General features: G+C 62.6%; 25 protein-coding genes. 12 read left to right on the top strand and 13 right to left on the bottom strand.

The annotated features are described in order from the left end of the window. Positions 1–228 precede the first annotated feature (228 nt). From V3H56_RS06790 to V3H56_RS06780, 3 genes are read right to left on the bottom strand one after another with little or no spacing between them, the layout of a single operon-like run. Entirely contained in the window at positions 229–846 is a 618-nt protein-coding gene (locus V3H56_RS06790; protein ID WP_042731080.1) for a TPM domain-containing protein, read from the bottom strand. A 28-nt stretch (positions 847–874) separates the two neighbouring features. Then, the gene (locus V3H56_RS06785) at positions 875–1,645 is read right to left on the bottom strand and encodes a TPM domain-containing protein (RefSeq protein WP_042731081.1); all 771 of its coding nucleotides are present in this window, start codon (positions 1,643–1,645) and stop codon (positions 875–877) included. Between the two features lie 28 nt (positions 1,646–1,673). Then, positions 1,674–2,282 carry a LemA family protein gene (locus tag V3H56_RS06780; RefSeq protein WP_338474374.1) on the bottom strand — a complete coding sequence of 203 codons (609 nt, stop codon included), beginning with the start codon at positions 2,280–2,282 and terminating at the stop codon, positions 1,674–1,676. A gap of 247 nt (positions 2,283–2,529) precedes the next feature. Here V3H56_RS06780 and bglX point away from each other — a divergent pair, with 247 nt between their 5' ends. Next, positions 2,530–4,821 carry a beta-glucosidase BglX gene (gene bglX, locus V3H56_RS06775; RefSeq protein WP_042731083.1) on the top strand — a complete coding sequence of 764 codons (2,292 nt, stop codon included), beginning with the start codon at positions 2,530–2,532 and terminating at the stop codon, positions 4,819–4,821. A gap of 121 nt (positions 4,822–4,942) precedes the next feature. Here the strand turns inward: bglX and V3H56_RS06770 are convergent, their stop codons facing one another. The 5 genes from V3H56_RS06770 to V3H56_RS06750 all read right to left on the bottom strand — a co-directional run bounded on the left by V3H56_RS06770 (position 4,943) and on the right by V3H56_RS06750 (position 9,450). Further along, entirely contained in the window at positions 4,943–6,100 is a 1,158-nt protein-coding gene (locus V3H56_RS06770) for a phosphatidylserine/phosphatidylglycerophosphate/cardiolipin synthase family protein (protein ID WP_047738495.1), read from the bottom strand. Between the two features lies 1 nt (position 6,101). Next, positions 6,102–6,692: a YceI family protein gene (locus tag V3H56_RS06765; protein WP_042731085.1), complete on the bottom strand. Its 591-nt coding sequence runs from the start codon at positions 6,690–6,692 to the stop codon at positions 6,102–6,104. Between the two features lie 234 nt (positions 6,693–6,926). Beyond that, positions 6,927–7,238, bottom strand: coding sequence for an amidase (locus V3H56_RS06760; protein WP_338474373.1), 312 nt, complete (start codon positions 7,236–7,238; stop codon positions 6,927–6,929). Next, on the bottom strand, positions 7,235–8,329 hold the full coding sequence (locus V3H56_RS06755; RefSeq protein WP_212803477.1) for a serine hydrolase: 1,095 nt from the start codon (positions 8,327–8,329) through the stop codon (positions 7,235–7,237). The genes V3H56_RS06760 and V3H56_RS06755 overlap by 4 nt, the downstream gene beginning before the upstream one ends. A 236-nt stretch (positions 8,330–8,565) precedes the next feature. Continuing rightward, positions 8,566–9,450, bottom strand: a complete 885-nt coding sequence (locus V3H56_RS06750; protein WP_212803476.1) for an acyl-CoA dehydrogenase — start codon at positions 9,448–9,450, stop codon at positions 8,566–8,568. A 147-nt stretch (positions 9,451–9,597) separates the two neighbouring features. On the opposite strand from V3H56_RS06750, the gene olsB reads away from it, so the two are divergent. Beyond that, complete coding sequence (olsB, locus tag V3H56_RS06745; RefSeq protein ID WP_003198679.1) at positions 9,598–10,353, top strand: L-ornithine N(alpha)-acyltransferase; 756 nt, start codon at positions 9,598–9,600, stop codon at positions 10,351–10,353. Beyond that, complete coding sequence (locus tag V3H56_RS06740) at positions 10,353–11,144, top strand: lysophospholipid acyltransferase family protein (RefSeq protein WP_047738489.1); 792 nt, start codon at positions 10,353–10,355, stop codon at positions 11,142–11,144. The genes olsB and V3H56_RS06740 overlap by 1 nt, the downstream gene beginning before the upstream one ends. A gap of 114 nt (positions 11,145–11,258) precedes the next feature. Here the strand turns inward: V3H56_RS06740 and V3H56_RS06735 are convergent, their stop codons facing one another. After that, positions 11,259–11,843, bottom strand: coding sequence for an ACP phosphodiesterase (locus V3H56_RS06735; protein WP_338474372.1), 585 nt, complete (start codon positions 11,841–11,843; stop codon positions 11,259–11,261). Between the two features lie 165 nt (positions 11,844–12,008). Here V3H56_RS06735 and V3H56_RS06730 point away from each other — a divergent pair, with 165 nt between their 5' ends. From V3H56_RS06730 to V3H56_RS06715, 4 genes are all read left to right on the top strand, one after another. After that, positions 12,009–12,311: a metalloregulator ArsR/SmtB family transcription factor gene (locus V3H56_RS06730; protein ID WP_042730869.1), complete on the top strand. Its 303-nt coding sequence runs from the start codon at positions 12,009–12,011 to the stop codon at positions 12,309–12,311. A gap of 18 nt (positions 12,312–12,329) precedes the next feature. Further along, a complete protein-coding gene (locus tag V3H56_RS06725; RefSeq protein ID WP_042730868.1) occupies positions 12,330–13,496 on the top strand; it encodes an MFS transporter in 1,167 nt (388 codons plus the stop codon). Between the two features lie 32 nt (positions 13,497–13,528). After that, entirely contained in the window at positions 13,529–14,578 is a 1,050-nt protein-coding gene (locus tag V3H56_RS06720) for an alkene reductase (RefSeq protein WP_042730867.1), read from the top strand. Between the two features lie 310 nt (positions 14,579–14,888). Next, positions 14,889–15,404 carry a hypothetical protein gene (locus V3H56_RS06715; protein WP_042730866.1) on the top strand — a complete coding sequence of 172 codons (516 nt, stop codon included), beginning with the start codon at positions 14,889–14,891 and terminating at the stop codon, positions 15,402–15,404. Positions 15,405–15,619: 215 nt separating this feature from the next. Here the strand turns inward: V3H56_RS06715 and V3H56_RS06710 are convergent, their stop codons facing one another. Further along, a complete protein-coding gene (locus V3H56_RS06710) occupies positions 15,620–16,252 on the bottom strand; it encodes a TetR family transcriptional regulator (RefSeq protein ID WP_042730865.1) in 633 nt (210 codons plus the stop codon). 262 nt (positions 16,253–16,514) lie between these two features. Between V3H56_RS06710 and V3H56_RS06705 the strand changes: the two genes are divergently transcribed. From V3H56_RS06705 to V3H56_RS06690, 4 genes are all read left to right on the top strand, one after another. After that, complete coding sequence (locus V3H56_RS06705) at positions 16,515–17,672, top strand: efflux RND transporter periplasmic adaptor subunit (RefSeq protein WP_338474371.1); 1,158 nt, start codon at positions 16,515–16,517, stop codon at positions 17,670–17,672. 3 nt (positions 17,673–17,675) lie between these two features. Next, positions 17,676–20,840, top strand: a complete 3,165-nt coding sequence (emhB, locus tag V3H56_RS06700) for an efflux RND transporter permease subunit EmhB (protein WP_042730863.1) — start codon at positions 17,676–17,678, stop codon at positions 20,838–20,840. After that, a complete protein-coding gene (gene adeC, locus V3H56_RS06695; RefSeq protein ID WP_042730862.1) occupies positions 20,837–22,294 on the top strand; it encodes an AdeC/AdeK/OprM family multidrug efflux complex outer membrane factor in 1,458 nt (485 codons plus the stop codon). Before emhB ends, adeC begins: the two co-directional genes overlap by 4 nt. A gap of 294 nt (positions 22,295–22,588) precedes the next feature. After that, the gene (locus tag V3H56_RS06690; RefSeq protein ID WP_185057688.1) at positions 22,589–22,732 is read left to right on the top strand and encodes a hypothetical protein; all 144 of its coding nucleotides are present in this window, start codon (positions 22,589–22,591) and stop codon (positions 22,730–22,732) included. 62 nt (positions 22,733–22,794) lie between these two features. Here V3H56_RS06690 and V3H56_RS06685 read toward each other — a convergent pair whose 3' ends face one another. Further along, positions 22,795–23,148 carry a DUF6124 family protein gene (locus V3H56_RS06685; protein ID WP_047738485.1) on the bottom strand — a complete coding sequence of 118 codons (354 nt, stop codon included), beginning with the start codon at positions 23,146–23,148 and terminating at the stop codon, positions 22,795–22,797. Between the two features lie 1,113 nt (positions 23,149–24,261). Here V3H56_RS06685 and V3H56_RS06680 point away from each other — a divergent pair. Continuing rightward, the gene (locus V3H56_RS06680) at positions 24,262–25,515 is read left to right on the top strand and encodes an OprD family porin (RefSeq protein ID WP_123579533.1); all 1,254 of its coding nucleotides are present in this window, start codon (positions 24,262–24,264) and stop codon (positions 25,513–25,515) included. Between the two features lie 221 nt (positions 25,516–25,736). Here the strand turns inward: V3H56_RS06680 and pcaC are convergent, their stop codons facing one another. Further along, entirely contained in the window at positions 25,737–26,129 is a 393-nt protein-coding gene (gene pcaC, locus V3H56_RS06675) for a 4-carboxymuconolactone decarboxylase (RefSeq protein ID WP_042732684.1), read from the bottom strand. A gap of 10 nt (positions 26,130–26,139) precedes the next feature. Further along, entirely contained in the window at positions 26,140–26,931 is a 792-nt protein-coding gene (gene pcaD, locus V3H56_RS06670; protein ID WP_042732685.1) for a 3-oxoadipate enol-lactonase, read from the bottom strand.

Below are 26,931 nucleotides of genomic sequence, written 5' to 3'. Positions count from 1 at the left end.
GGGCGGGGCGAAACGGGAGTGGTGGGTATTTTAGGGGGGATGGGGTTCGAGGGCACGGGGAATTGGGAAATTAATGTGGCGAGGGGATTTATCCCCGTTGGGCTGCGCAGCAGCCCTCAAAAAAACAGGCGACCAGATCGCTTGGCGTTCCAGCCGTCGGCTCTTTGGGGGGCTTCGCCCCCAGCGGGGATAAATCCCCTCGCCACAACGATGTTCGACAGCAGATCTTCAGCCCAACACCACCAACCGGTTCGGCAATTCATTGCGCGCCTGGGTCACCGGCACGTGTTCCTTGAGCAAGGTGCCGCAGGCTTCGATGCAGTTCACGAAGCCCTGCAACGTCTGGCCCTGGCGCACCTGCTGGGTGAACGTGGCGACGATGGCGTCCCAATGCTTGTTGTCGAGGCGCTTGGAAATGCCCTCGTCCACCAGGATTTCCACGTAGCGCTCGGCCTCGCAGACGAAGATCAACATGCCCGTGCCGCCCACCGTGTGGTGCAGATTCTGTTCGAGGAACTGCCGACGCGCCAGGTTGGAGGCGCGCCAATGCCGTACGGAACGGGGGATCAGGTGCGTGGTGATGCGGGGAATGCGAAACACCAGGCACAAGCCGATGAAGCTGAGCCATTGCACCAGCAGCAAACTGTGCATCGCCAGCCAGCCCGTGAGGTAATGCACCACGCCGGGCACCACCAGGGCCAGCAGGCTGGCCCACAGCAGCGGGATGTAGGCATAGTCGTCGGCGCGGGCGGCGAGCACCGTGACCAGCTCGGCGTCGGTGTCCTGCTCGACCCGGGCAATGGCCTCGGCCACCTTGCGTTGTTCGTGTTCAGTCAGTAATGCCATGGTTAGAAATGCCCGTTCATTATTATTGTCACCAGCCGCCCGACGAACCGCCGCCTCCAAAACTGCCACCGCCCCCGCTGAAGCCTCCGCCGCCCCCTCCGTCGCTGGAGTCACCGCCGCCAAAACCACCACTGGAACCACTGCTACTGGAACCGCTGGAGCTGCCGATGCTTACGGGCAGGATGCCCAGCACCTGGCACACCATCACGGTGATGATAAACAGCATCACCAGCAGGACGAACAGCCACGGGTGCCGCTGGACGAAATCGCCCTCCTGCTGCTCGTCCGTGCTGTACACCGGCGCCGGTTCATCCAGCGGGCTGCCGCCCAGCACCACCAGCATCGCCGACACGCCGTCGCTGATGCCCTTGTTGAAGTTGCCGGTCTTGAACGCCGGGGTGATCACCTGGTTGATGATCACCGAACTCTGGGCGTCGGTCAGGCGGTCCTCCAGGCCGTAGCCCACCTCGATGCGCAGTTTACGGTCATCCCGGGCGACGATCAGCAGGGCGCCGTTGTTTTTATCCTTCTGCCCGATGCCCCAGTGGCGCCCGAGCAGATAGCCGAAGTCCTCGATCCTGGCGCCTTGCAGGTCTGGCACCGTGACGACGACCACCTGCTCGCCGGTCGCCTGCTCATGGGACTTGAGCTGCGCATCCAGTTGCTCGCGCACCGCCGGCTCAAGCAACTGGGCGGTGTCCACCACCCGCCCGGTCAGCGCCGGAAACTTCAACTCGGCCTGGGCCGTGACTGCAAACACCCAGAGCAACAGCACCAGGCCAAATTTCAACACGCGCATTGGAACTCCTGTAGGCGCCGGGTACCGATCAGAACTTCACCTGGGGCGCTTTCTCGGCATCGGGGCTGGTGGCCTCGAAGGTCTGGCGGACCGGCAGGTCGCTGTACATCACGCTGTGCCACAGGCGTCCCGGGAAGGTACGGATCTCGGTGTTGTACTGCTGCACCGCCAGGATGAAGTCGCGACGGGCCACGGCGATGCGGTTCTCGGTGCCTTCGAGTTGCGATTGCAGGGCCAGGAAGTTCTGGTTGGCCTTGAGGTCCGGATAACGTTCGGACACCACCATCAGCCGGCTCAATGCCCCGGACAGTTGATCCTGTGCCTGCTGGAACTGCTTGAGTTTTTCCGGGTTGTCCAGGGTGCTGGCATCGACCTGGATCGACGTGGCCTTGGCCCGGGCCTCGATCACCGCGGTGAGGGTTTCCTGTTCATGCTGGGCGTAGCCCTTGACGGTTTCCACCAGGTTGGGGATCAGGTCGGCACGCCGCTGGTACTGGTTCTGCACCTGGCCCCAGGCGGCCTTGGCCTGTTCGTCCAGGGTCGGGATGTTGTTGATGCCGCAACCGGCCAGCAGCGTGGTGAACAGCATCAGCACCAGCACCTGTAAGCCGCTGCGGTGGTTCAGTCGTAGATTCATCGGGTGAAGCTCTCCCTTGCATGACATTAAAAAACGCGGCCACCTATCGCCTCGGCGTCTAGGGCATAATCTGCCGCCGCACTGGATTCAATCAGGGCGATGGGCTAAAAGATGCGCGGTGCGAAACTAAGTTCAGCCCACCGGGCTCGAAAGTGTGCTGTATTTGACCGAACAACAATAGCCGCTCCTCACATTTTGGCTGACCGGCGTGTGCTCACCGCCCTTTAGGCTTGCGAGAAAACTATTCATGAAGAAGCTGTGTTTGCTGGGCCTGTTTGTCACCCTGGCCAGTCAATCCGTAGTAGCCGACAACCTGCCAGCCCCCATAGAGAACAAGGATGCCTTCATCAGCAACCTGATGAAGCAGATGACCCTCGAAGAGAAGATCGGCCAGTTGCGCCTGATCAGCATCGGCCCGGAAATGCCCCGGGAGATGATCCGCAAGGAAATCGCCGCGGGGAACATCGGCGGCACGTTCAACTCCATCACTCGCGATGAAAACCGTCCGATGCAGGACGCGGCCATGCGCAGCCGGTTGAAGATCCCCATGTTCTTCGCCTATGACGTGATCCACGGCCACCGCACCATTTTCCCGATCCCCCTGGCCCTGGCGTCGAGCTGGGACATGGACGCCATCTACCACTCCGGGCGCATCGCCGCCCAGGAAGCCGCTGCCGACAGCCTGGACATCACCTTCGCGCCGATGGTCGACATCTCCCGCGACCCGCGCTGGGGGCGGACGTCCGAAGGCTTTGGCGAAGACACCTACCTGGTGTCGCGCATCGCCGGGGTGATGGTCAAGGCGTTCCAGGGCAACGGCGCCAACGCCGCCGACAGCATCATGGCCAGCGTCAAGCACTTCGCCCTGTACGGCGCCGTGGAAGGCGGCCGGGACTACAACACCGTGGACATGAGCCCGGTGAAAATGTACCAGGACTACCTGCCCCCCTACCGCGCCGCCATCGATGCCGGCGCCGGCGGGGTGATGGTCGCGCTGAACTCCATCAACGGCATACCGGCCACGGCCAACACCTGGCTGATGCACGACCTGCTGCGCAAGGAGTGGGGCTTCAAGGGCCTGGCCGTGAGCGATCACGGCGCGATCTTCGAACTGATCAAGCACGGCGTCGCCCGGGACGGTCGCGAAGCGGCGAAGCTGGCGATCAAGGCCGGCATCGACATGAGCATGAACGACTCGCTGTATGGCAAGGAATTGCCGGGGCTGCTCAAGTCCGGCGAGATCGAGCAGAGCGACATCGACAACGCGGTGCGTGAAGTGCTGGCCGCCAAGTACGACATGGGCCTGTTCAAGGACCCGTACCTGCGCATCGGCAAGGCCGAGGATGACCCGGCCGACACCTACGCCGAAAGCCGCCTGCACCGCGCCGACGCCCGTGACGTGGCACGCCGCAGCCTGGTGTTGCTGGAGAACCGCAACCAGACCCTGCCCCTGAAAAAGAGCGCGAAAATCGCCCTGGTCGGCCCGCTGGCCAAGGCTCCGATCGACATGATGGGCAGTTGGGCCGCCGCCGGGCGCCCTGCGCAGTCGGTCACGCTGTTCGACGGTATGACCCGCGCCCTGGGCGCCGAGTCGAAACTGGTCTACGCCCGTGGCGCCAACATCACCAGCGACAAGAAGGTGCTCGACTACCTGAACTTCCTCAACTTCGATGCCCCGGAAGTGGTGGACGACCCGCGTCCGGCCCAGGTGCTGATCGACGAAGCGGTGAAAGCCGCCAAGGACGCCGATGTGGTGGTGGCCGCGGTGGGTGAATCCCGTGGCATGTCCCACGAGTCCTCAAGCCGCACCGAACTGAACATCCCGGCCAGCCAACGCGAGTTGATCAAGGCCCTGAAAGCCACCGGCAAGCCGCTGGTGCTGGTGTTGATGAACGGCCGTCCGCTGTCGTTGCTGGAAGAACAGCAACAGGCCGATGCGATCCTGGAAACCTGGTTCAGCGGCACCGAGGGCGGCAATGCCATCGCCGACGTGCTGTTTGGCGACTACAACCCATCGGGCAAGCTGCCGATCACTTTCCCACGTTCGGTTGGGCAGATTCCGACCTACTACAACCACCTGAGCATCGGCCGGCCGTTCACACCCGGCAAGCCAGGCAACTACACCTCGCAATACTTCGACGACACCACCGGCCCGCTCTACCCCTTCGGCTACGGCCTGAGCTACACCGAGTTCAGCCTGTCGGACATGGCCCTGTCGTCGACCACGCTGAACAAGACCGGCAAGCTCGACGCCAGCGTGACGGTGGAGAACACCGGCAAGCGTGACGGCGAGACCGTGGTGCAGTTGTACATCCAGGACGTGACGGGCTCGATCATCCGCCCGGTGAAGGAACTGAAGAACTTCCGCAAGGTGATGCTCAAGGCCGGCGAGAAGAAGGTCGTCCACTTCACCATCAGCGAGGATGACCTGAAGTTCTTCAATGCCCAGCTCAAGTACGCCGCCGAACCGGGCAAGTTCAATGTGCAGATCGGCCTGGACTCCCAGGATGTGAAGCAACAGAGTTTTGAGTTGCTCTGACGTTTACCCTCTGTGGGAGCGGGCTTGCTCGCGAATGCGGTATGTCAGCCGACTGAATGGTTGACTGATACACCGCATTCGCGAGCAAGCCCGCTCCCACCGTTGGATGCTCGGTGTACCGTCAGCCTCGCCGATCCAACAGGTTCACCACCAACCGGTCCACCCATCCCCACAGCCGCTGCTTGAACCGCTTCCACAGCGGTCGGCGCCGCCAGGCGTCGAGGCTGACTTGCAGGCTCTGGCTGAAATCGCGCTCGAAACTCGCCGCCACCGCCTGGCTGAGCCCGGGGTCCAGGGCTTCGAGGTTGGCTTCCAGGTTGAAGCGCAGGTTCCAGTGATCGAAGTTACACGAGCCGATGCTGACCCAGTCGTCCACCAGCACCATCTTCAGGTGCAGGAAACAGGGCTGGTACTCAAAGATCTTCACCCCGGCCTTGAGCAATCGCGGGTAGTAACGGTGCCCGGCGTAGCGCACGGAGGGGTGGTCGGTGCGCGGGCCGGTCAACAGCAAGCGCACGTCGATACCCCGGGCCGCTGCCTTGCGCAGGGAGCGCCGGACGTTCCACGTCGGCAGGAAATACGGGGTCGCCATCCAGATGCGTTTCTGGCCGCTGTTCAGCGCCCGGGACAATGATTGCAGGATGTCGCGGTGCTGGCGGGCGTCGGCATACGCCACCCGCCCCATGCCCTCGCCCGCCGGCGGAACACGTGGCAGGCGCGGCAAGCCGAAGTTGGAAGCCGGCTTCCAGGCGCGCCGATGACGGTTGGCGAGCCACTGGCGGTCAAACAGCAACTGCCAGTCGAGCACCAGCGGGCCGACGATTTCCACCATCACCTCGTGCCATTCGCTGCGATCATCCAGGGGGTTCCAGAATTCATCGGTCACGCCGGTGCCGCCCACCACTGCCAAGCGCTGGTCCACCAGCAACAACTTGCGGTGGTCACGGTAGAAATTGCGCACCCAACGCCGCCAGCTCAGGCGGTTGTAGAAACGCAGCTCCACCCCGGCTTCGACCAGGCGATTGCGCAGGCTGAGGGTAAACGCCAGGCTGCCGTAGTCGTCGAACAGGCACCGCACGCGAACACCGCGCTCGGCCGCCTGCACCAGGGCCTGGACCATCGCCTCGGCACAGTGCCCCGCTTCCACCAGGTACAGTTCCAGCTCGACCTGTTCCTGGGCGCGGGCGATTTCCACCAGCATGCGCGGGAAGAATTGCGGCCCGTCGATCAGCAGCTCGAAGCGGTTGCCGTCACGCCAGGGGAAGACCGGGCCGCTCATGTCAGCGCGCCGTAAAGATCAGCACCGCATTGACCGGCACCGAGAGGCTGATGGCCGACAACCCGGCCAGATGGCGCAGTTTTTCCAGGCCCGGCGCCAGTTCGAAATCCGCGGCGTCGAGTACCACCGGCTCCAGGGTCACCACCTGGAAGCGGCGTTCATCCAGGCGAGTGGCCAGCAGCTCGACGTTGTACTCATGCTGCTTGCCATGCAAGTCCACCGTCAGCGGCAGGCGCAGTTCCAGTTGCGCGCCGTTGGCCAGGTCCTGGATGGGTGCCAGGTCGATCTGCGCGGTGGCCGTCGCTTCGGCAAACTGCTTGACCTCGAACAGCTCGGCGCGCATGCGCTCGTCCCGCAGGGGGATGCCGCTGTTGATGGAGTCGAGTTCCACTTCCAGGCGCGCCAGCCCATTGGGCTGGACTTGACCATGAAGCACCAGGAACCGCTGGACCTCGGAGACATTGCCGTTCTTGCTGCTGATGAACGACAGCCGCGACGATTCACCGTCCAGGTACCAGTTGGCCTGGGCCGGCAGCGCGGCGCAGGCCAGTAGCAAGGTAGCGACGGCGTGGGAGAGAGACCGCTTGAACATACACACTCGGCAGACAGATAAACCTGTGGCGAACCTTAACCGGGCCAGGGCCGCTTGCAAACTGTCTGTTGCAACAGTGAACCGGCTATCCACACATTCCGTGGCGAGGGAGCTTGCTCCCGCTGGGCTGCGAGGCAGCCCCAAGATTACGACCGACTGAAGAATTTGCGAGCGCTGCACACTCGAGCGCAAGCAAGTTCCCTCGCCACAAAAGGCAATCGCCAAAGTCAGCTTTCAGGGCTCCAACCGACACCCCTGCCGCTCTCCCAGCCACCGCGCGCTGTGGCTACGACCCAAGCCGCTGACGGTGACGCGTTTGGCCTCGGGGGTTTCCAGGAATGCGCTGATGGGCACCGACTGTTCCACATAGCCACGGCAATAGTCGGCCGGTTGCAGCATCACGTAGCGGCACGAGCAGTACTCCTTGGCGGTGTAGGCGCTGATGATGTCCGGAAAGACCCGCAGCGCCGTTCGCTCGCGCCAGAGCCAACTGGCCAGCGCCACGAACAGAACCGCCAACAGCACGAGCAGCCAGCGCCGCTTCATGGCTGCACCGTTTCGGCGAACGCCGCCATCGCACGCTTGAGCAGTTCGTTGTGGCGATACAAGCCGTCGCGGTCGTCGCCGTAGCGCACGATTACCAACTTCACGCTGGGAATGACGTACAACGCCTGGCCCCAATGGCCCAGCGCGGCGAACGTATCCGGCGGCGCATCGGGCCAAGGATGGATGGCCGGGTCGGCGGCGCGATTGAGCCACCAATGGCCTCCGGGAACCGCTTCATCCTGGCCGGCCTGGAAGTGGACGAAGGGCTCGCGGTTGAACGCGACCCAGGCCTTGGGGATCAGTTGCCGCTCACCCCAGCGTCCGTCGCGCTGCATCAACAGCCCCACCCGCGCCAGGTCCCGTGCCGTGAGGTAGGCATAGGACGAACCGACGAACGTGCCACTGGTATCGCTTTCCCAAGTGGCGCGGCGAATGCCCAGCGGTTCGAACAGGGCCGTCCAGGGGTAATCGGGATAACGCTGCGGCCCGACGATGTTCCTCAGCGCCGCCGCCAGCAGGTTGCTGTCGCCGCTGGAGTAACGGAACGCCTGACCCGGTGGGCTGTAGCGCTCATGCCGTGCGGTGAACGCCGCCATGTCGTGGCGTCCGCGGGTGTACAGCATCGCCACCACCGACGAATTGAGCGGCGCGTATTCGTAGTCCTCCTGCCAGTCCAGGCCGGACGCCCAGTGGAACAGATCCGCCAGGGTCATCGTCGGCTGCTGGTCCAGGGCCGGGTAATACCGGGCGGCCGGGTCCTGCAGATCGAACAACCGCTCCCCGTAGGCCACGCCGAACAGCGTCGCCAGCAGGCTTTTGCTGATGGACCAGGTCAGGTGCAAGGTGTCGGCGCTGTTCGGCCCGGCGTAACGTTCGTAGACCAGGCGACCGTCGCGGATCACCAGCAGCGCGTCGGTACGGATGCCTTGGCGGGTGGCGTCGTCCCGAGCCGGGAAAGCGTATTGCTCCAGGGCTTCAACCGCCGGCCCACTGGTTGCAGGGCCGGTGGGCCATTGCTCGCCAGGCCAGTCTTCGGCGTGGGCGCTCAGGGTGAGCAGCAGGAGCGGAATCAGCAACCAGCCTTTGGACATGCGTGGGGCTCGCAGGATTGAACCTGCTGATCCTAATCGAGCTTGATGACAGTTTGAGTGCCGGGGTGGGAGGTGGGAGCGAGCTTGGTCGCGAAAGCGGCGTGTCTGTCATGAAGAGGCTGAATGTGCCGCCGTCTTCGCGGGCAAGCCCGCTCCCACAGAGTCAGGTGGTGCATGCAAAGGCGGCGTACACGCCAAATCCCGGGTGGGAGCTTGCTCGCCCTCACAGGGGTGGGTCACTTAGCCGTGCTGCCCAACGCCTTGGCCAACCGCTTGGCCCGCGCGCCCGCCGCCATGTCCATCACGGCGTTATCCCGCGTCCACATCTCGCGCCAGGGCGTCGGCCCGGCGGCCAGTGCGGCATTCAATTCCCCCTCCAGCCCCTGGAACTGAGCGAACAAGCCACCCAGCAGTACATGCCCGGCAGCGCTGGAAGGGTTGTGCCGGCTCACTTCCGCGCACCCGGCGAGCAGTGCCAGCAAGCGCAGTTGCAGCGCCTGGGGCCAGTCGCACTCTTGCCCCACGCCATACAGCCAGGCGGTCATGGCGCTGAGTACGTAAAGGTCTTCCAGGGTGCGGAACGGTTTCACATAGGCATCCCAGCCATCGCCCGCGAGCAATTCACACGAGGCGCCGTCGAGGTGTACGCGGCCATGGCTGATGTCGGGCATCAGGGCGATGGCCGGGAGTGTCTCCAGGTTCACCCCGGGCTCGCCGGGGTAGACCACCGCCAGGCTCAGCCGCGGCGTTTGCCCCGGTGCTTCGCTGCGAGCGGCGATGAGCAGCCACTCGGCGGCGTCGCCGGCGGTGACGAAGTCCTTGCGCCCGCTCAGGCGCAAGTCGTCGAGGCGGGTGTGCAGGTCGGCCGGGCGCAGGCTGCGCTGCTCGGTGGCACACAGCGCGCCCAGGCCCTGGGGCGCACTGGGCCAGAGCACGCGCAACGCCGCCTGATAGCCCACCAGGAACGCCAGCCCCGGCGTCGCCATCAACCGTGCGCCGGCCACCGCCAGTTCGAACGGCGTCACCGGCCCCAATCGCTGCTGCAAGGTCGCGTAACCCTCGGCCAGGTCCGGGTGGGCGGGCAGGCGTTCACTGCGTTCGATCAGGTTTTGCCAGGGCATGGGCGGCTCCTCGAAGGCTGTCATATAAGCATCACCAAAGCTTCATGGCGATGACACCGGGGCTACATAGCCTGACTTTGCACAACATGGCTGCATAAAGAAAGTTGATTGGCTGCAACCTTAAGACGGCCAGCACGGAGATTCGCTATGACCCAGATCGCCCGCATCAGCGACACCGGCAATGAACGCCGCCTGCAAGCCGAACGCCTGATCGGCGCCCAGGCCTTGCAAGAAGCCCAGGCCCTGCGCTTCAACGTCTTCAGTGGCGAATTCAACGCCAAGCTCAAAGGCGCGGAAATGGGTCTGGACATGGACGACTATGATGTTCACTGCGCCCACATCGGCGTACGCGACCTGAACACCGGCCGCCTCGTGGCGACCACCCGCCTGCTCGACCACCAGGCCGCCAGCAGCCTGGGCCGGTTCTACAGCGAAGAAGAATTCAGTCTCCATGGCCTGGTCCACCTCAAGGGCCCGATCCTGGAAATCGGCCGCACCTGCGTCGACCCGGCCTACCGCAACGGCGGCACCATCGCCGTGCTCTGGGGGGAGCTGGCCGAAGTTTTGAACGAAGGCGGCTACAGCTACCTGATGGGCTGCGCGAGCATTCCGATGCAAGATGGCGGCATCCAGGCCCAGGCAATCATGCAGCGCCTGCGCGAACGCTACCTGTGCACCGAACACTTGCAGGCCGTACCAAAAAAACCGCTGCCGACCCTCGACGTGCCGTCCAACGTCATCGCCGAGATGCCCCCGCTGCTGAAGGCCTACATGCGCCTGGGTGCGAAAATCTGCGGCGAGCCTTGCTGGGACGAGGATTTCCAAGTGGCCGACGTGTTCATCCTGCTCAAGCGCGACGAACTCTGCCCGCGCTACGCCCGCCACTTCAAGGCAGCCGTGTGATGAGCCGGTTGCGCGTGTACGCGCGGATCGCGCGGGTGTTGCTGGTGGTGACACTGGGCCTTTGCATGGCGAGCATTTTCGGCCTGTTCGAACGCCTGGGGATTGCCAACTCCATGGTGCGGCGCCAGCGTTGGTCGCGTTTTTTCATGGCACGGCTGAGCAATGCCCTGCCCTTTTCCGTCACCGTCCACGGTCAACTGCCGCAACGGCCGATGCTTTGGGTCAGCAACCACGTGTCCTGGACCGACATCCCGCTGCTGGGCATGCTCACGCCGCTGTCGTTCCTGTCCAAGGCCGAAGTGCGTACCTGGCCGGTCGCCGGATGGCTGGCCGCCAAGGCCGGTAGCCTGTTCATCCGTCGCGGCTCGGGCGACAGCCAGTTGATCCGCAAGCAAATGAGCCGTCATCTGGAACAGGACCACCCGCTGCTGATGTTTCCGGAGGGCACCACCACCGATGGCCGTTCGTTGCGCACCTTCCATGGTCGCTTGCTGTCGGCGGCCATCGATGCGGACGTGGCGTTGCAGCCGGTGGCGATCCGTTACCTGCGCAATGGCGAGCCTGATTCGCTGGCGCCGTTCATTGGCGACGACGACCTGTTGTCGCACCTGATGCGGTTGTTCGCCAACGACCGGGGCGACGTGCACATCCATCTGCTGCAACCCATCGCCTGCCACGGCCAGGAGCGTGCGGCCCTGGCGTTCCAGGCGCAGCAAGCGGTGCACAAGGCGTTGTTCGGTGCCGTGCCCGAAAAGCAGCCAGTGCCAATGCGCCCCGCCATCGCGGCCTGATCCGAATCGCTGTACAGATCCCATGTGGGAGCGGGCTTGCTCGCGAAGACGGCAGTACACTCAACACAGAGGTTGACTGATCCACCGCCTTCGCGAGCAAGCCCGCTCCCACATTTAGTTATTCGGTGTGACCTGGCTCTGGGCAAAGTCCTGAAGCTGTGGATAAAACAACCGGAAATCCTCGCTCAACGGCTCATAGAGCCTGGTCAGCTCCTCCATCGCCCCGGCCAGTTCTTCGGGGCGGGTCAGGCGTCGGGAAATACCGCGCAGTACCTGCTCGAGTACGTCGAACGCCTGATAAGAACCCAGCCAATCATTCGCCGCCATGTGTGGCGCGATCTGCGCCAGCCGCCCCGGCAACTGCGGTTCGGTAGAAAGCACCTGGTACACCCGTGACGTGAACGCCCCCAGCGGCCCCTCGCCGTACGACGCCCAGTCCCGGGCCAGGCAGTGATCGAAGAACACGTCGAGCACGATGCCGGCATAGCGTCGGCGCACCGTGGAAAAACGCGACAGGGCGCCATCCACCAGCGGATGGCGGTCGGTGTACATGTCGATGCGCCGGTGCAGGGCAATGGCCGCTTCGATCTGCGGCGTGTACTGGCCCAGCAGCGGTCCCTTGACGAAGTCGCCGTAGAGGCTGCCGAGCAGTTGTTCGCGGCCCGAGCCGCCGAGGTGCAGGTGTGCGAGATAGTTCATGGTCGGCAGCTTAGCACCGTCGCGCCCATATCGTTATAACCCGATATAGCGATTTATTCGGTCTTCAGAACAAATACATATTGGTATATCGCGAAGCAACGATTTAAGGTTCGCTTCATCGCGATATAGCGTTTTATCCACTTGAGCCCATTACGAACCGCCACCATGACCCTCGACCTCGACGAAATAATAAAAGCCCTGGCGCACCCAGTACGGCGAGACATCCTCAACTGGCTAAAAGACCCCAAGGTCCAGTTCCCCGAGCAGTTGCACAACCACGAATTCGGTATCTGCGCCGGCCAGATCGACCAGCGCTGCGGCCTCTCGCAGTCCACGGTGTCGGCGCACCTGGCGGTGTTGCAACGGGCGGGGCTGATTACCAGCCAGAAGGTCGGTCAGTGGCATTTCTTCAAGCGCAACGAGGAACTGATCCAGCAGTTCCTCCAGCAAATGAGCCAAGAGCTCTGACCTGACAAGGACCCCGACATGCCCCTCTCGCTCCTCATCCTGGCCCTGAGTGCCTTCGCCATCGGCACCACCGAGTTCGTCATCATGGGCCTGCTGCCCGATGTGGCGGCCGACCTGGGTGTCTCGATACCTGGCGCCGGCTGGCTGGTGACTGGTTACGCCCTGGGCGTGGCCATTGGTGCGCCGTTCATGGCCCTCGCCACCGCACGGCTGCCACGCAAGGCCGCCCTCGTGGCGCTGATGGGCATTTTCATCATCGGCAACCTGCTCTGCGCCATCGCCAGCGACTACAACGTGCTGATGTTCGCCCGGGTCATCACTGCCCTGTGCCACGGCGCGTTCTTCGGCATCGGCTCGGTGGTGGCCGCCGGCCTGGTGGCGCCCAACAAACGCGCCTCGGCCGTCGCGTTGATGTTCACCGGCCTGACCCTGGCCAACGTGCTGGGCGTGCCCCTGGGCACCGCGCTGGGCCAGGAAGCCGGCTGGCGTTCGACGTTCTGGGCGGTGACCGCCATTGGTGTGGTGGCATTGATCGGCCTGGTGCGTTTCCTGCCGGCCAAGCGCGATGAAGAAAAGCTCGACATGCGCTCGGAACTGGTCGCCCTCAAGGGGGCCGGCCTGTGGTTGTCCCTGAGCATGACCGCGTTGTTTTCCGCCTCGGTGTTCACCCTGTTCACCTACGTCGCGCCGCTGCTGGGAGAAGTCACCGGCGTATCGCCCCGTGGCGTGACCTGGACCCTGGTGCTGATCGGCCTGGGCCTGACCCTGGGCAACATCATCGGCGGCAAGCTGGCGGACAAGAGCCTGGTGAACACACTGATGGGCGTCTTCATCACCATGGCCGTGGTGTCGACGGTGCTGAGCTGGACCAGCGTCGCGCTGATCCCCACCGAGATCACGCTGTTCCTCTGGGCCACCGCCTGCTTCGCCGCCGTGCCCGCCTTGCAAGTCAATGTGGTGACCTTCGGCAAGGCCGCGCCGAACCTGGTTTCCACCCTGAACATCGGCGCCTTCAACATCGGCAACGCCCTGGGCGCCTGGGTTGGCGGCAGCGTCATCGACCACGGCCTGGGCCTGACCACCGTTCCACTGGCCGCCGGCGCGCTCGCCGTGCTGGCGCTGCTGGTCACCCTGATCACTTTCCGCCAGGGCGCTAACCCCGACCTGGCTCCGGCAACGCGTTGACTTTTACCCTTTCCATTTCGAGGTTGTAATCCATGGCAACTATTTTCGACCCCATCAAACTCGGCGACATCGAGCTGAAAAACCGCATCATCATGGCCCCGCTCACCCGCTGCCGCGCCGACGCAGGCCGCGTCCCCAATGCACTGATGGCCGAGTACTACGTACAACGGGCCTCCGCCGGCCTGATCCTCAGCGAAGCGACCTCCGTCACGCCGATGGGCGTGGGTTACCCGGACACTCCCGGCATCTGGTCCAACGACCAGGTGCGTGGCTGGGCCAACGTGACCAAGGCCATCCACGGCGCCGGCGGCAAGATCTTCCTGCAACTGTGGCACGTCGGCCGGATCTCCCACCCGTCGTACCTGAACGGCGAAACCCCGGTAGCCCCCAGCGCCATCCAACCCAAGGGCCATGTGAGCCTGGTGCGCCCACTGGCGGACTACCCGACGCCACGCGCCCTGGAAACCGCTGAGATCGCCGACATCGTCGACGCCTACCGCGTGGGTGCCGAGAACGCCAAGGCCGCCGGTTTCGACGGTGTGGAAATCCATGGTGCCAACGGCTACCTGCTCGACCAGTTCCTGCAAAGCAGCACCAACCAGCGCACCGACCAATACGGCGGCTCCCTGGAAAACCGTGCCCGCCTGCTGCTGGAAGTGACCGATGCCGCCATCGAAGTCTGGGGCGCCGGCCGGGTTGGCGTGCACCTGGCACCTCGGGCCGACTCCCATGACATGGGCGACGAAAACCGCCTGGAAACCTTCAGCTACGTCGCTCGCGAGTTGGGCAAGCGCGGCATCGCCTTCATCTGCTCCCGCGAGAAGGAAGGCGACGACAGCATCGGCCCGCAACTCAAGCAAGCCTTCGGCGGCCCCTACATTGCCAACGAACGCTTCACCAAGGACAGCGCCAATGCCTGGCTGGCCGAAGGCAAGGCCGATGCGGTCGCGTTCGGGGTCCCGTTCATTGCCAACCCGGACCTGCCGGCACGCTTGAAAGCCGACGCCCCGCTGAACGAGCCGCACCCTGAAACCTTCTACGGAAAAGGCCCGGTGGGCTACATTGATTACCCTGTGATGTAAGTTCAAAAACACTTGATTGAAAAAAAGCCCTGACTCGAAAGAGCCGGGGCTTTTTCATGCCCGCAAAACGCCAAGTGTGATTCAAGCAACTTGAGCCGCAACATCAAATAACAAGACGACACTTTTCAAGCATGGCTTCACTCGCCGGACAGCGCTAATAATCCCTCCCGCCTACATCACTCTTTAACCAACGGACGGGTTACTTGCACATGACGACAATTCTTTATTAACAACCTTATCACTACCAACCCAACACACTCCGCTTGCAGGCCATCCCGGCAAGCCTTATACCTAAGCGAGATGAAGGACCATGAATACGCTGAAAAGCTTCACACTTGCCTTACTGCTGGGCCCCGCGCTGGTTACCCACAGCCTGGCGAACACCGAAGTGACCGTGGAGATTGCCAACCACACCCGCGGCACCTTGAAAATGAACAGCCTGTTAACCGACCCACCCCAGGCCGAGGAATTTTCCCCGGGCGCCCATGAGATCGCCCCCCAATCAACTTACCAACTTCGTATCGGCCACATCAGAAACTACACTTACCCCGGTGCAGGCTGGCAACCGACATTAAAGAAAATCAAGCCGATTGAAATAGTCCTCAACTATGAAATGAGCAACTTCAACTTCGAATGCCAAATGCAGACGCGATTCAAGGCCTCGATCGTTCCGGGCGCCTTGGAACCCAGTTATAAGCCGGACTGGAAGAGCAGGACCACTTACACCGGCAATGGCGAATACACGTGCCGGTCTGATGTTTCCCGGAAGATGCTCGAGCCGCCCTTCCATTACACCGTACGCCTCATCGTCGAACCCGGTCGGTAACAGGCCGGAGGGAGCAGGCGTTGTACATGGACACGTCATCATTGCCCGGCATGATGACGTCACGGGCCTGGGGGCCGGCGCAGTACCAGTGATCCTGAAACAAATCCCCTACAAATTTTGTTCACGATCGCCTATCAACCACGACGGCATTCAGTTTATAAAAGCGGCTTCGACCACTTGGAATGAAACAAACCGAAGCAATTCCGCATTTTGTTTCATTTGCGCAGGCTAGGGCTCAGGCGCAGCATGTCCAGCCCAATCTCGACCCAACGCTCGGCATCACCTGCCAGGGCGAAGCTGTCGGGCGCCAACAACCATTGGTACAGAATGCCGTCGATGTAAGCGTGGATTGCGACCGCCGCTCTCTCCGGATCCAGGTCATCCGGCAACTGGCCGCGATTCACCGCGTTGCGCAGCGACAACGCGATACGCACGTTGCAGTCCAGGCTGACCTGGCGCCGCTGCTGGCGCAGGTCGCACATCTCATCGGTGAATTCACACTTATGGAACAGGATTTCATTAATGCGTCGGGTCTTCGGATCCAGGGCCACCTGCTGGAACAGGCGCACCAACAGCTTGCGTACGCAACCTAGGGGATCAAGCTCTTGCTCACTCTCACTGGCCCGGGCCAAGTCATCGAGAGGCTCATGCAACGTATCGAGCATCGCCTGGAGCAAGTCCGCCTTGTTGCTGAAATGCCAATAGATGGCGCCGCGTGTCACACCGGCCAGGGTGGCGATATCGGCCAGCGTCGTGCGGGCGACGCCGCGTTCGAAAAAGGCTTTCTCGGCCGCTTCGAGTATCTGGCTGCGAGTCTCCAGGGCTTCCTCTTTGGTACGACGAACCATGGCAGTAAACACCTCAATCAGGACGCATCAGCAGTGCTAAAGGATCGACTATAAAAAAGGGGGCCACGTTTCCTTGGAACGCGTCCCCGACCTACACGGCCTTTGTCAGGCTTTTGTAAAGTCGGATGGTACGCAATTTGGCTGTTTACAAACAACCATGTACGTAAGTATATTTCTTAGCATCCTACTAATTGAATAACGCTGCCTTTTTAACCTTCCACTTTCGAGTGCGCCTGTTGCGCGCCTGGACCCGAGGATTTCCATGCAATTCAAGCCAGCTGTTACCGCTCTGGTTACCGCCATCGCCCTGGCATCGCTGCTCAGCGGATGCAAGAAGGAAGAAGCGGCACCTCCTGCCCCTATCCCTCAGGTCGGCGTCGTAACCCTCAAGACCCAACCCTTCACCCTGACATCGGAGCTGCCAGGCCGCACCAGCGCCTTCCGTGTCGCGGAAGTTCGCCCGCAGGTCAACGGCATCATTCTCAAGCGCCTGTTCAAGGAAGGCGCCGACGTCAAGGCCGGCCAGCAGCTCTACCAGATCGATCCGGCCGTGTATGAGGCAACCCTCAAGAGCGCCGAAGCCAACCTGCGCTCCACCAAGTCGATTGCCGACCGCTACAAGCAATTGGTGGACGAACAGGCCGTCAGCCGTCAGGAATACGACACCGCCGTGGCCAATCGCCTGGAGTCGGAAGCCAACCTGCAGACCGCCCAGATCAACGTGCGCTACACCAAGGTCTACGCGCCGATCTCCGGGCGCATCGGCCGTTCCTCGGTCACCGAGGGGGCGCTGGTGAGCAACGGCCAGGCCGAGGCGCTGGCGACCATCCAGCAACTGGACCCGATCTACGTCGACGTCACCCAGAGCTCGGTGGAACTGCTGCAACTGCGCCGCGAGCTGGAAAGCGGCCGCTTGCAGAAGGCCGGCGACAACGCCGCCGCGGTCAAGCTGACCCTGGAAGACGGCAGCCAGTATCCACACGAGGGTAAGCTGGAGTTCTCCGAAGTGTCGGTCGACCAGACCACCGGCTCGGTGACCTTGCGCGCCGTGTTCCCCAACCCTGACCACACCCTGCTGCCGGGCATGTTCGTCCACGCGCAGTTGCAGGCTGGTGTGAACAGCGCCGCGATCCTCGCCCCGCAACAAGGCGTGACCCGCGACCTCAAGGGCACGCCAACCGCATTGGTGGTGGGCCCGGACAACAAGGTCGAGCTGCGCCAGCTCAAGGCCACCCGCACCGTCGGCAGCCAGTGGCTGATCGAAGACGGCCTCAAGGCCGGCGATCGCCTGATCACCGAAGGCCTGCAATTCATACGGCCAGGGGTGGAAGTCAAGGTCGCCGAAGCCACCAACGTCGCCAACAAGAACCCGGCCCCCGCTCAGGCAGCTGATAAAGCAGCCGGCGGCAAAGGGGAGTAAACCATGTCGAAATTCTTTATCGACCGTCCGATTTTCGCCTGGGTAATCGCCCTGGTGATCATGCTGGTCGGGGCCCTGTCGATCCTCAAGTTGCCGATCAACCAATACCCGAGCATCGCCCCGCCGGCCATTGCGATCCAGGTTACCTATCCGGGTGCGTCCGCGCAGACCGTGCAGGACACCGTGGTGCAGGTCATCGAGCAGCAGCTCAACGGTATCGACAACCTGCGTTATGTGTCCTCGGAAAGTAACTCCGACGGCAGCATGACCATCACGGCGACCTTCGAGCAAGGCACCAACTCCGACACCGCGCAGGTCCAGGTCCAGAACAAGCTGAACCTGGCCACCCCGCTGCTGCCCCAAGAAGTGCAGCAACAGGGCATCCGCGTGACCAAGTCGGTGCGCAACTTCCTGATGGTGATCGGCGTGGTGTCGCGCGACGGCGGCATGACCCGTGAGGACTTGTCCAACTACATCGTGTCGAACATGCAGGACCCGATCTCGCGGACCGCCGGTGTTGGTGACTTCCAGGTCTTCGGTGCCCAGTACGCGATGCGGATCTGGCTCGACCCGGCCAAGCTGAACAACTTCAACCTGACCCCGGTGGACGTGCGCACGGCGATTGCCGCGCAGAACGTCCAGGTCTCGTCCGGCCAGCTCGGCGGCCTACCCGCCCTGCCCGGCCAGCAGTTGAACGCCACGATCATCGGCAAGACCCGCCTGCAGACCGCCGAGCAGTTCAAGAACATCCTGCTCAAGGTCAACCCGGACGGCTCGCAGGTGCGCGTCGGCGACGTCGCCGACGTCGGCCTGGGCGGAGAGAACTACAGCATCAACGCCCAGTTCAACGGTGCCCCGGCTTCCGGCCTGGCCGTGCGCCTGGCCACCGGTGCCAACGCCCTCGACACGGCCAAGGCCCTGCGCAAGACCGTGGATGACCTCAAGCCGTTCTTCCCGCCAGGCATGGAAGTGGTGTTCCCCTACGACACCACGCCGGTGGTGAGCGAGTCGATCAAGGGCGTGGTTGAAACCCTGGTCGAAGCGATCGTGCTGGTGTTCCTGGTGATGTTCCTGTTCCTGCAGAACTTCCGCGCCACCATCATCACCACGATGACGGTGCCGGTGGTGTTGCTCGGTACGTTCGGGATCCTCGCGGCGTTCGGTTTCAGCATCAACACCCTGACCATGTTCGGCATGGTGCTGGCCATCGGCTTGCTGGTGGACGACGCCATCGTCGTGGTGGAAAACGTCGAGCGGGTGATGAGCGAGGAAGGCCTGTCGCCCAAGGAGGCCACCAAGAAGTCCATGGGCCAGATCCAGGGTGCCCTGGTGGGTATCGCCCTGGTGCTGTCGGCGGTATTGCTGCCCATGGCGTTCTTCGGTGGTTCCACCGGTGTGATCTACAAGCAGTTCTCCATCACCATCGTCTCGGCCATGGCCCTGTCGGTGCTGGTCGCACTGATCTTCACCCCAGCCCTGTGCGCCACCATGCTCAAGGCGATTCCCAAAGGTGAGCACGGTACGCCCAAGCGCGGTTTCTTCGGCTGGTTCAACCGCACGTTCGACCGTGGCGTCAGGAGCTACGAGCGCGGCGTGGGCAACATGCTCAGGCACAAGGCCCCGTTCCTGCTGGCCTACCTGATCATCGTGGTCGGCATGGTCTGGCTGTTCACCCGCATCCCGACCGCCTTCCTGCCGGAAGAAGACCAGGGCGTGCTGTTTGCCCAGGTGCAGACCCCGGCCGGTTCCAGCGCCGAGCGAACCCAGGTGGTGGTGGACAACATGCGTGAATTCCTGCTGCGTCCGGGCAAGGACGGCGGCGAAGGCGATGGCGTGGCCTCGGTGTTTACCGTGACCGGCTTCAACTTCGCCGGTCGTGGCCAGAGCTCCGGCCTGGCGTTCATCATGCTCAAGCCGTGGGAAGAACGTAACGCCGACAACACCGTGTTCAAGATCTCGGCCCGTGCCCAGCAACACTTCTTCACCTTCCGCGACGCGATGGTGTTCGCCTTCGCCCCGCCGGCGGTGATGGAGTTGGGTAACGCCACCGGTTTCGACGTGTTCCTGCAGGACCGCGCCGGTATCGGTCACGAGAAACTGATGGAAGCCCGCAACCAGTTCCTGGGCATGGCGTCCCAGAGCAAGGTCCTGGCCCAGGTACGTCCCAACGGCCTGAACGACGAACCGCAGTACCAACTGGAAATCGATGACGAAAAAGCCAGCGCGCTGGGCATCACCCTGTCGGACATCAACAACACCCTGTCGATTGCCCTGGGCAGTAGCTACGTCAACGACTTCATCGACCGTGGTCGGGTGAAGAAGGTGTACGTGCAAGGTCAGCCAGGCGCGCGCATGAACCCCGAGGACCTGAAGAAGTGGTATGTGCGCAACAGCGCCGGGACCATGGTGCCGTTCAGCGCCTTCGCCAAGGGTGAGTGGGTCTTCGGTTCGCCGAAACTGGCCCGCTACAACGGCGTTGAAGCGATGGAGATCCTCGGCTCGCCAGCGCCCGGTTATTCCACCGGTGAAGCCATGGCCGAAGTCGAGGCCATCGCCAAGAAACTGCCATCCGGCGTGGGGATTTCCTGGACGGGCCTGTCCTACGAGGAACGCTTGTCCGGTTCCCAGGCTCCGGCCTTGTACGCCCTGTCGCTGTTGATGGTGTTCCTGTGCCTGGCGGCCCTGTATGAAAGCTGGTCGATTCCGATCGCGGTCATGCTCGTGGTGCCGTTGGGGATCATCGGTGCCCTGCTGGCGACCAGCCTGCGCGGCCTGTCCAACGACGTGTACTTCCAGGTGGGGCTGCTGACCACCATCGGCCTGGCGGCGAAAAACGCCATCCTGATCGTCGAGTTCGCCAAGGAACTCCACGAACAGGGTCGCAGCTTGATGGATGCCGCCATTGAAGCTTGTCGGATGCGTCTGCGACCGATCATCATGACGTCCTTGGCGTTCGTCCTCGGTGTGGTCCCGCTGGCGATTTCCACGGGCGCTGGCTCGGGCAGCCAGCACGCCATCGGTACCGGTGTGATCGGCGGCATGTTGACCGCCACCGTCCTGGCGATTTTCTGGGTGCCGTTGTTCTTTGTGACCGTGTCGTCGATAGGCCGCCGCAAACAGGCCGACCAGGACGATACTCCTGAAACTTCTAAAGAGGCTGGCCAATGAGCAAGTCGCTACTCTCCCTGACCATCGCTGCCGTCGTGCTCAGCGGTTGCTCGCTGATCCCCGACTATCAGCGACCCGAAGCACCGGTCGCGTCGCAATACCCGCAGGGGCCGGCCTACGAGGCGGCCAATGCCCCCGGCCAGGCCGCCGCCGAGCAAGGCTGGAAGCAGTTCTTCCATGACCCGGCGTTGCAGCAACTGATCCAGGTGGCCCTGGAAAACAACCGCGACCTGCGGGTCGCGGCGCTGAACATCGATGCCTACGCCGCGCAGTACCGCATCCAGCGGGCGGACCTGTTCCCGGCGGTCTCGGCCACCGGCTCGGGCAGCCGCCAGCGGGTGCCGGCACGGGCGTCGCAGACCGGTGAAGCGTCCATCAGCAGTTCGTATTCGGCCACCCTGGGCGTCAGCGCCTATGAACTGGACCTGTTCGGTCGGGTTCGCAGCCTGAGCGAACAAGCGTTGCAGAGCTACTTCGCCACCGAAGAAGCCCGCCGCAGTACCCAGATCAGCCTGGTGGCCAACGTGGCCAACGCCTACCTGACCTGGCAGGCCGACAAGGAACTGCTCAAGCTGACCCAGGAAACCCTGGGCGCCTACGAGCAGAGCTTCAAGCTGACCTCGCGCAGCGCCGAAGTCGGCGTGGCCTCGGCCCTGGACCTGAGCCAGGCGCGCACCGCCGTGGAAAACGCCCGCGTGCAACTGGCGCGCTACACCCGCCAGGTCGCCCAGGACGAAAACAGCCTGACCCTGCTGCTGGGCACCGGCCTGCCGGCCAACCTGGCCTCGCGACCGCTGAGCGATGACCTGCTGAGCGAAGTGCCGGCCGGTTTGCCGTCGGACCTCTTGCAACGTCGTCCGGACATCCTCCAGGCCGAACGCAACCTGCTCGCCGCCAACGCCAACATCGGCGCCGCACGGGCCGCGTTCTTCCCCAGCATCAGCCTGACGGCCAACGCCGGCACCCTGAGCCCGGACCTGTCCGGCCTGTTCAAGGGCGGCTCGGGCACCTGGACCTTCGCCCCGCAGATCAACCTGCCGATCTTCAACGCCGGCAGCCTGCGGGCGAGCCTGGACTACGCGAAGATCCAGAAAGACATCAACGTCGCGCAATACGAGAAGTCGATTCAGACCGCGTTCCAGGAAGTCTCCGACGGCCTGGCGGCGCGTCAGACCTACAACGAACAGTTGCAGGCCCAGACCGACTTCGTCGCCGCCAACCAGGATTACTACCGCCTGGCCGAGCGTCGCTACCGCATTGGTGTCGACAGCAACCTGACCTTCCTCGACGCCCAGCGCCAGCTGTTCAGCGCGCAACAATCGCTGATCACTGACCGCCTTGCGCAGTTGACCAGTGAGGTCAATCTGTACAAGGCGTTGGGTGGTGGCTGGAATGCCGAGACGGGCAAGAACGAGCCGGTGAAGGAAGAAGCACCGAAGATGAAGTTGTTCTGACTTGATGTTTGAACGCTGAAACACGAAGCCCACCGAAAGGTGGGCTTTTTGTTTGGGTTTCTACAGGGTTGCGTGGGAGCGGGCTTGCTCGCGAAAGCGGTTTATGGTTTGGATTGAGTACATATCCATTGCTGCGGTAACGGCTGCTTAGGGTTTCGCCCTTACGGCGACTTACTTTCTTTCAAACGCCAAAGAAAGTAAGCAAAGAACGCTGGCCCCACCACTCGGCACCTCGCAAGCGAGGTGTTCCCTCACTCCGGCATTGCTCCGTGGGCCCGCCGCGAAGGGCCATCCATGGCCCAGCGCGGCTACCTCGGCATCCATGCCGAGGTGCCCACTGCGCAATGCCTGCGTTCGGCCAGCGTGGTTAATGGGGCATTGAAGATCAAAAGCCAAAGCCGCCAAAGCCGCCAAAGCCAAAGCACGGTGATCAACTGACGTACTGCCATCGCGAGCGAGCTTTGCTCCCACAGCCCAGCTTGGGGATAAACCCCACCTGGCTAACGCGGGTCGACGATATCCAAGGCACGATTAGCCAACAGCTCACTCAATTCAATCATCTGCGCCACGCCCAATGCGACATGCCGCCGCGAGCCTTCCAGATCGAACGCCAGGTCATTGACCATGGCATTGGCCGAGGCCAGGGTTTCGCTGAGATTCGCCAGTAGGCACTCGGTGTCGAGGGTATCGACGACGGTGAAAACTTGAGTTGAGGTTTTGGGCTTGGGATCAGCGTGGGTGCCCAGATGGAAATCGAGTGCTCGATCTGCCGCCTCTTGGAGCTTGTTCGGATCGGGGTCGTTGTAGGGGAAGGTGGAACCAGGCACAGGGGGATTGGGTGTTTCTTTGATCATGATGGTGCTCCTAACGAAAATGAGAGCTGCCAGCATCACTTGCAGATGATAGGAGGCAGCTGTATGCGGGTCTGCAAGACCGAGTCGTTAGGCAACCTCGGCAGACCCGAAGGTCTCCCGCACACAGCCACCATAAAACGATGGCACCAAAAAGCGCCATGGATTATAGGGGCGCGGCTAGGCGCCTAACAAATTCGGCGGGCTTGCAGTCCCGATCGCTGAATGTGCAGCGACACGAACAAGCTAGAGATACAGCTTCCGAAGGGCAACCTTAAAACCTCGTCGGAAAAATCCCCGCGTCTGTCAGACCGCCCCCGAATTCTGTGGGAGGGAACCTGCTGGCGATGGCTTTGGCTTTGGCTTTGGCTTTTGATCTTGAGCGCCCCATTAACCACAAGGGCCGAACGCAGGCATTGCGTAGTGGGCAACCCGGCATGGATGCCGGGTTAGCCGCGCAGGGCCATGGATGGCCCTTCGCGGCGGGCCCCACGGAGCAATGCCGGAGTGAGGGAACACCTCGCCTCGGCGAGGTGCCCAGTGGTGGGGCACAGACCTTTTGGTTACTTTTGGCTGGGCCGGCATTCCGGGCGTTTGCCAAAAGTGACCCGCCGTAAGGGCGGAACCCTAAGCAGCCGTTACCGCAAAAATGGATATGTACCCGAAATCCAGGTCGACTATGACACAGCCATCGCGAGCAAGCTCGCTCCCACAGGAATGGCGTCTATCGATTGGTTTTGCCGTTCGATAATCGCCCAAAACCCGCCACCGGTAATTGAATCGATCCAGCCCAGACCTTCACCATCGCTGCCACAAAACCAATAACAACAGGTTCGACGCCATGCCCCTGCGCCCCGCCTCGCCCGGCTGATCCCCAATCGCCCTAGGCTGTGTACGAAATAGTTTGAAACGCAGGTTAGGCAAGGCAAAAACCGGCGAGGAAGCGCAGTTGACTGGTTGTCAATGAGCATTCCGAGCCGGTTTTTAACGCCGCATAACCAAGTTTCAAGCTATTTCGTACATAGCCTAACAACCCTGGCTACCCCCTTACCGCTTGCACCTAAAAAAGTGCGGCAACGATCCGCTTCGTCCAGAAAAAATAAGAGACAACGCCCCATGAAGCCCACACAGCATTTGTTCCCCAGCCTCATTGCCATCACCCTGACCAGCGTCGCCCTGCCCGTCCTGGCGGCAGAACCAGGGTTTATCGACGATGCCAAGGCCACGCTGACCCTGCGCAACGCCTATTTCAACCGCAACTTCACCAACCCGAACAACGCCCAGGGCAAAGCCGAGGAATGGACCCAGAACTTCATCCTCGACGCCAAGTCCGGTTTCACCCAGGGCGTGGTCGGTTTCGGCGTGGACGTGCTGGGCCTGTACTCGGTCAAGCTCGACGGCGGTCGCGGCACGGCGGGTACGCAGTTGCTACCGGTGCATGACGACGGTCGTCCGGCCGATGATTTCGGTCGTCTGGGCGTGGCCCTGAAGGCCAAGGTGTCGAAGACCGAACTGAAGGTCGGTGAATGGATGCCGGTGCTGCCGATCCTGCGTTCCGACGACGGCCGATCCCTGCCGCAGACCTTCCGTGGCGGCCAGGTGACCTCCACCGAGATCAACGGCCTGAGCCTCTACGGCGGTCAGTTCCGCGGCAACAGCCCGCGCAACGACGCGAGCATGGAAGACATGTCGATGAACGGCCGCGGCGCCTTCACCTCCGACCGTTTCAACTTCGGCGGCGGCGAATACGCCTTCAATGAAAAGCGCACCCAGGTCGGGGTTTGGTACGCCGAGCTGTCCGACATCTACCAGCAGCAGTATTTCAACCTGACCCACAGCCAGCCCATCGGCGACTGGACCCTGGGCGCCAACCTCGGTTACTTCATCGGCAAGGAAGACGGCAGCGCACTGGCCGGTGACCTGGACAACAAAACCGCGTTCGCCATGCTCTCGGCCAAGTACGGCGGCAACACCTTTTACGTCGGCCTGCAGAAAGTCGGCGGCGATGACGCGTGGATGCGCGTCAACGGCACCAGCGGCGGCACCCTGGCCAACGACAGCTACAACTCCAGTTATGACAATGCCAAGGAAAAATCCTGGCAACTGCGCCACGACTTCAACTTCGCCGCCGTCGGCGTGCCGGGCCTGACCCTGATGAACCGCTACATCAGCGGCGACAATGTGCACACCGCCACCGTCGACGATGGCAAGGAATGGGGCCGCGAAACCGAACTGGCCTACACCGTGCAGAGCGGCGCGCTGAAAAGCCTCAACGTGAAATGGCGCAACTCGACGATGCGGCGGGATTTCAGCACCAATGAGTTCGATGAGAACCGCATTTTCATCAGCTACCCGATCAGTTTGTTGTAAGGCGGCTGCGGTGGGTCTGCTGATTCAGGTGGTGACGGTGCCACCGTCTTCGCGGGCAAGCCCGCTCCCACAGGGATTTGTGCTGTACGCAAATCCCTGTGGCCGCTGAAGATCAGAGTGGGAGCGGGCTTGCTCGCGAAGGCGTTATCACATTCAACATCGATGCAAGCTGCCCCACCGCTTTCGCGAGCAAGCCCACGCCCACAGGGGTTGCGGTGAATCTACTCCCGTGACTCGACGCCCAGCTCGTCCCACACCGACTCGGCCAGGTGGAAGGTGGCGTTGGCCGCCGGGATGCCGCAGTAGATGGCGCTCTGCATGATCACTTCCTTGATCTCGCTGCGGCTCACGCCGTTGTTGGCCGCGGCGCGCAGGTGCAACTTGAGCTCTTCGTTGCGGTTCATGCCGATCAGCATGGCAATGGTAATCAGGCTGCGGGTGTGGCGCGGCAGACCCGGGCGGGTCCAGATGTCGCCCCAGGCGTGGCGAGTAATCATCTCCTGGAATTCGCTGTTGAATTCACTCAGGGCATTGAGGCTGCGGTCGACGTGGGCATCGCCCAGCACCGCGCGGCGTACCTGCATGCCTTCGTCGTAACGTTGTTTCTCGTCCACAGAAAACTCCTCAGGCCCCGAGCAGGAAATCCAGCACCCGAGCGCTGAATGCGGCACCGGCCTGGACATTGGAAAGGTGTGCGGCACGGAACTCGGCGTATTGCGCGCCACTGACCCGCTCCTGGATAAAGTGCCCGCCCGACGGCGGCGTGACTGCATCCTCGGTGCCGGCGATTACAAGCAGCGGCACGCGGATCGACGACAACTGCTCGCGAAAATCCGCATCACGCACCGCCGCACAGTTGGCGGCGTAGCCCTGGGGCGAGGTGGCGGCGAGCATGTCGGTGATTTTTCTGGCTTTCTCTGGATAAGCCTCGGCGAAGTCCGGGGTGAACCAGCGGGCGATCGAGGCGTCACGCAACGCCACCATTGCCGCCTTGCCGTCACGCAGCACGGTTTCGATTCGCGGATTCCACACCGACGGATCGCCGATCTTGGCGGCGGTGTTGCACACCACCAGCTTGCGCAGGCGCTCACCCGCGTTGATCCCCAGCCACTGGCCGATCAACCCGCCCATGGACAATCCGCAGAAATGCACCTGGTCGAGGTCCAGCGCATCGAGCATCGCCAGCACGTCGCGGCCTAACTGCTCGATGCTGTAGGGGCCTTCGGTGACCAACGACTGACCGTGACCCCGGGTGTCGAAACGCAGCACGCGAAAATGTTCGCCGAACGCCGCCACTTGGTCGTCCCACATGTGCAAATCGGTGCCCAGGGAGTTGGAGAGCACCAGCACCGGGGCGTCTTGCCGCCCGTCGAAACGGTAATTCAGTTCGCCGTCGGCGAGTTTGACGAATCCCAC

The organism is Pseudomonas sp. MS646 (assembly GCF_036693845.1).
GTDB classification, from domain to species: Bacteria; Pseudomonadota; Gammaproteobacteria; order Pseudomonadales; family Pseudomonadaceae; genus Aquipseudomonas; species Aquipseudomonas chlororaphis_E.
Note: the sequence above shows the minus strand (reverse complement) of the source record. Positions and strands in the feature narration are given on the sequence as shown.

Coding starts and splice junctions, on each gene's coding strand:
- V3H56_RS06690 (WP_185057688.1), top strand. CDS start 22,589: ATGGCCCAGCGCGGCTACCTCGGCATCCATGCCGAGGTGCCCACTGCG.
- V3H56_RS06715 (WP_042730866.1), top strand. CDS start 14,889: ATGAATACGCTGAAAAGCTTCACACTTGCCTTACTGCTGGGCCCCGCG.
- V3H56_RS06685 (WP_047738485.1), bottom strand. CDS start 23,148: ATGATCAAAGAAACACCCAATCCCCCTGTGCCTGGTTCCACCTTCCCC.
- V3H56_RS06730 (WP_042730869.1), top strand. CDS start 12,009: ATGACCCTCGACCTCGACGAAATAATAAAAGCCCTGGCGCACCCAGTA.
- V3H56_RS06760 (WP_338474373.1), bottom strand. CDS start 7,238: ATGAAGCGGCGCTGGCTGCTCGTGCTGTTGGCGGTTCTGTTCGTGGCG.
- adeC (WP_042730862.1), top strand. CDS start 20,837: ATGAGCAAGTCGCTACTCTCCCTGACCATCGCTGCCGTCGTGCTCAGC.
- V3H56_RS06785 (WP_042731081.1), bottom strand. CDS start 1,645: ATGCGCGTGTTGAAATTTGGCCTGGTGCTGTTGCTCTGGGTGTTTGCA.
- olsB (WP_003198679.1), top strand. CDS start 9,598: ATGACCCAGATCGCCCGCATCAGCGACACCGGCAATGAACGCCGCCTG.
- V3H56_RS06705 (WP_338474371.1), top strand. CDS start 16,515: ATGCAATTCAAGCCAGCTGTTACCGCTCTGGTTACCGCCATCGCCCTG.
- V3H56_RS06765 (WP_042731085.1), bottom strand. CDS start 6,692: ATGTTCAAGCGGTCTCTCTCCCACGCCGTCGCTACCTTGCTACTGGCC.
- V3H56_RS06735 (WP_338474372.1), bottom strand. CDS start 11,843: ATGAACTATCTCGCACACCTGCACCTCGGCGGCTCGGGCCGCGAACAA.
- V3H56_RS06750 (WP_212803476.1), bottom strand. CDS start 9,450: ATGCCCTGGCAAAACCTGATCGAACGCAGTGAACGCCTGCCCGCCCAC.
- V3H56_RS06780 (WP_338474374.1), bottom strand. CDS start 2,282: ATGAATCTACGACTGAACCACCGCAGCGGCTTACAGGTGCTGGTGCTG.
- V3H56_RS06720 (WP_042730867.1), top strand. CDS start 13,529: ATGGCAACTATTTTCGACCCCATCAAACTCGGCGACATCGAGCTGAAA.
- V3H56_RS06770 (WP_047738495.1), bottom strand. CDS start 6,100: ATGAGCGGCCCGGTCTTCCCCTGGCGTGACGGCAACCGCTTCGAGCTG.
- V3H56_RS06725 (WP_042730868.1), top strand. CDS start 12,330: ATGCCCCTCTCGCTCCTCATCCTGGCCCTGAGTGCCTTCGCCATCGGC.
- V3H56_RS06710 (WP_042730865.1), bottom strand. CDS start 16,252: ATGGTTCGTCGTACCAAAGAGGAAGCCCTGGAGACTCGCAGCCAGATA.
- emhB (WP_042730863.1), top strand. CDS start 17,676: ATGTCGAAATTCTTTATCGACCGTCCGATTTTCGCCTGGGTAATCGCC.
- V3H56_RS06740 (WP_047738489.1), top strand. CDS start 10,353: ATGAGCCGGTTGCGCGTGTACGCGCGGATCGCGCGGGTGTTGCTGGTG.
- V3H56_RS06755 (WP_212803477.1), bottom strand. CDS start 8,329: ATGTCCAAAGGCTGGTTGCTGATTCCGCTCCTGCTGCTCACCCTGAGC.
- V3H56_RS06790 (WP_042731080.1), bottom strand. CDS start 846: ATGGCATTACTGACTGAACACGAACAACGCAAGGTGGCCGAGGCCATT.
- V3H56_RS06680 (WP_123579533.1), top strand. CDS start 24,262: ATGAAGCCCACACAGCATTTGTTCCCCAGCCTCATTGCCATCACCCTG.
- bglX (WP_042731083.1), top strand. CDS start 2,530: ATGAAGAAGCTGTGTTTGCTGGGCCTGTTTGTCACCCTGGCCAGTCAA.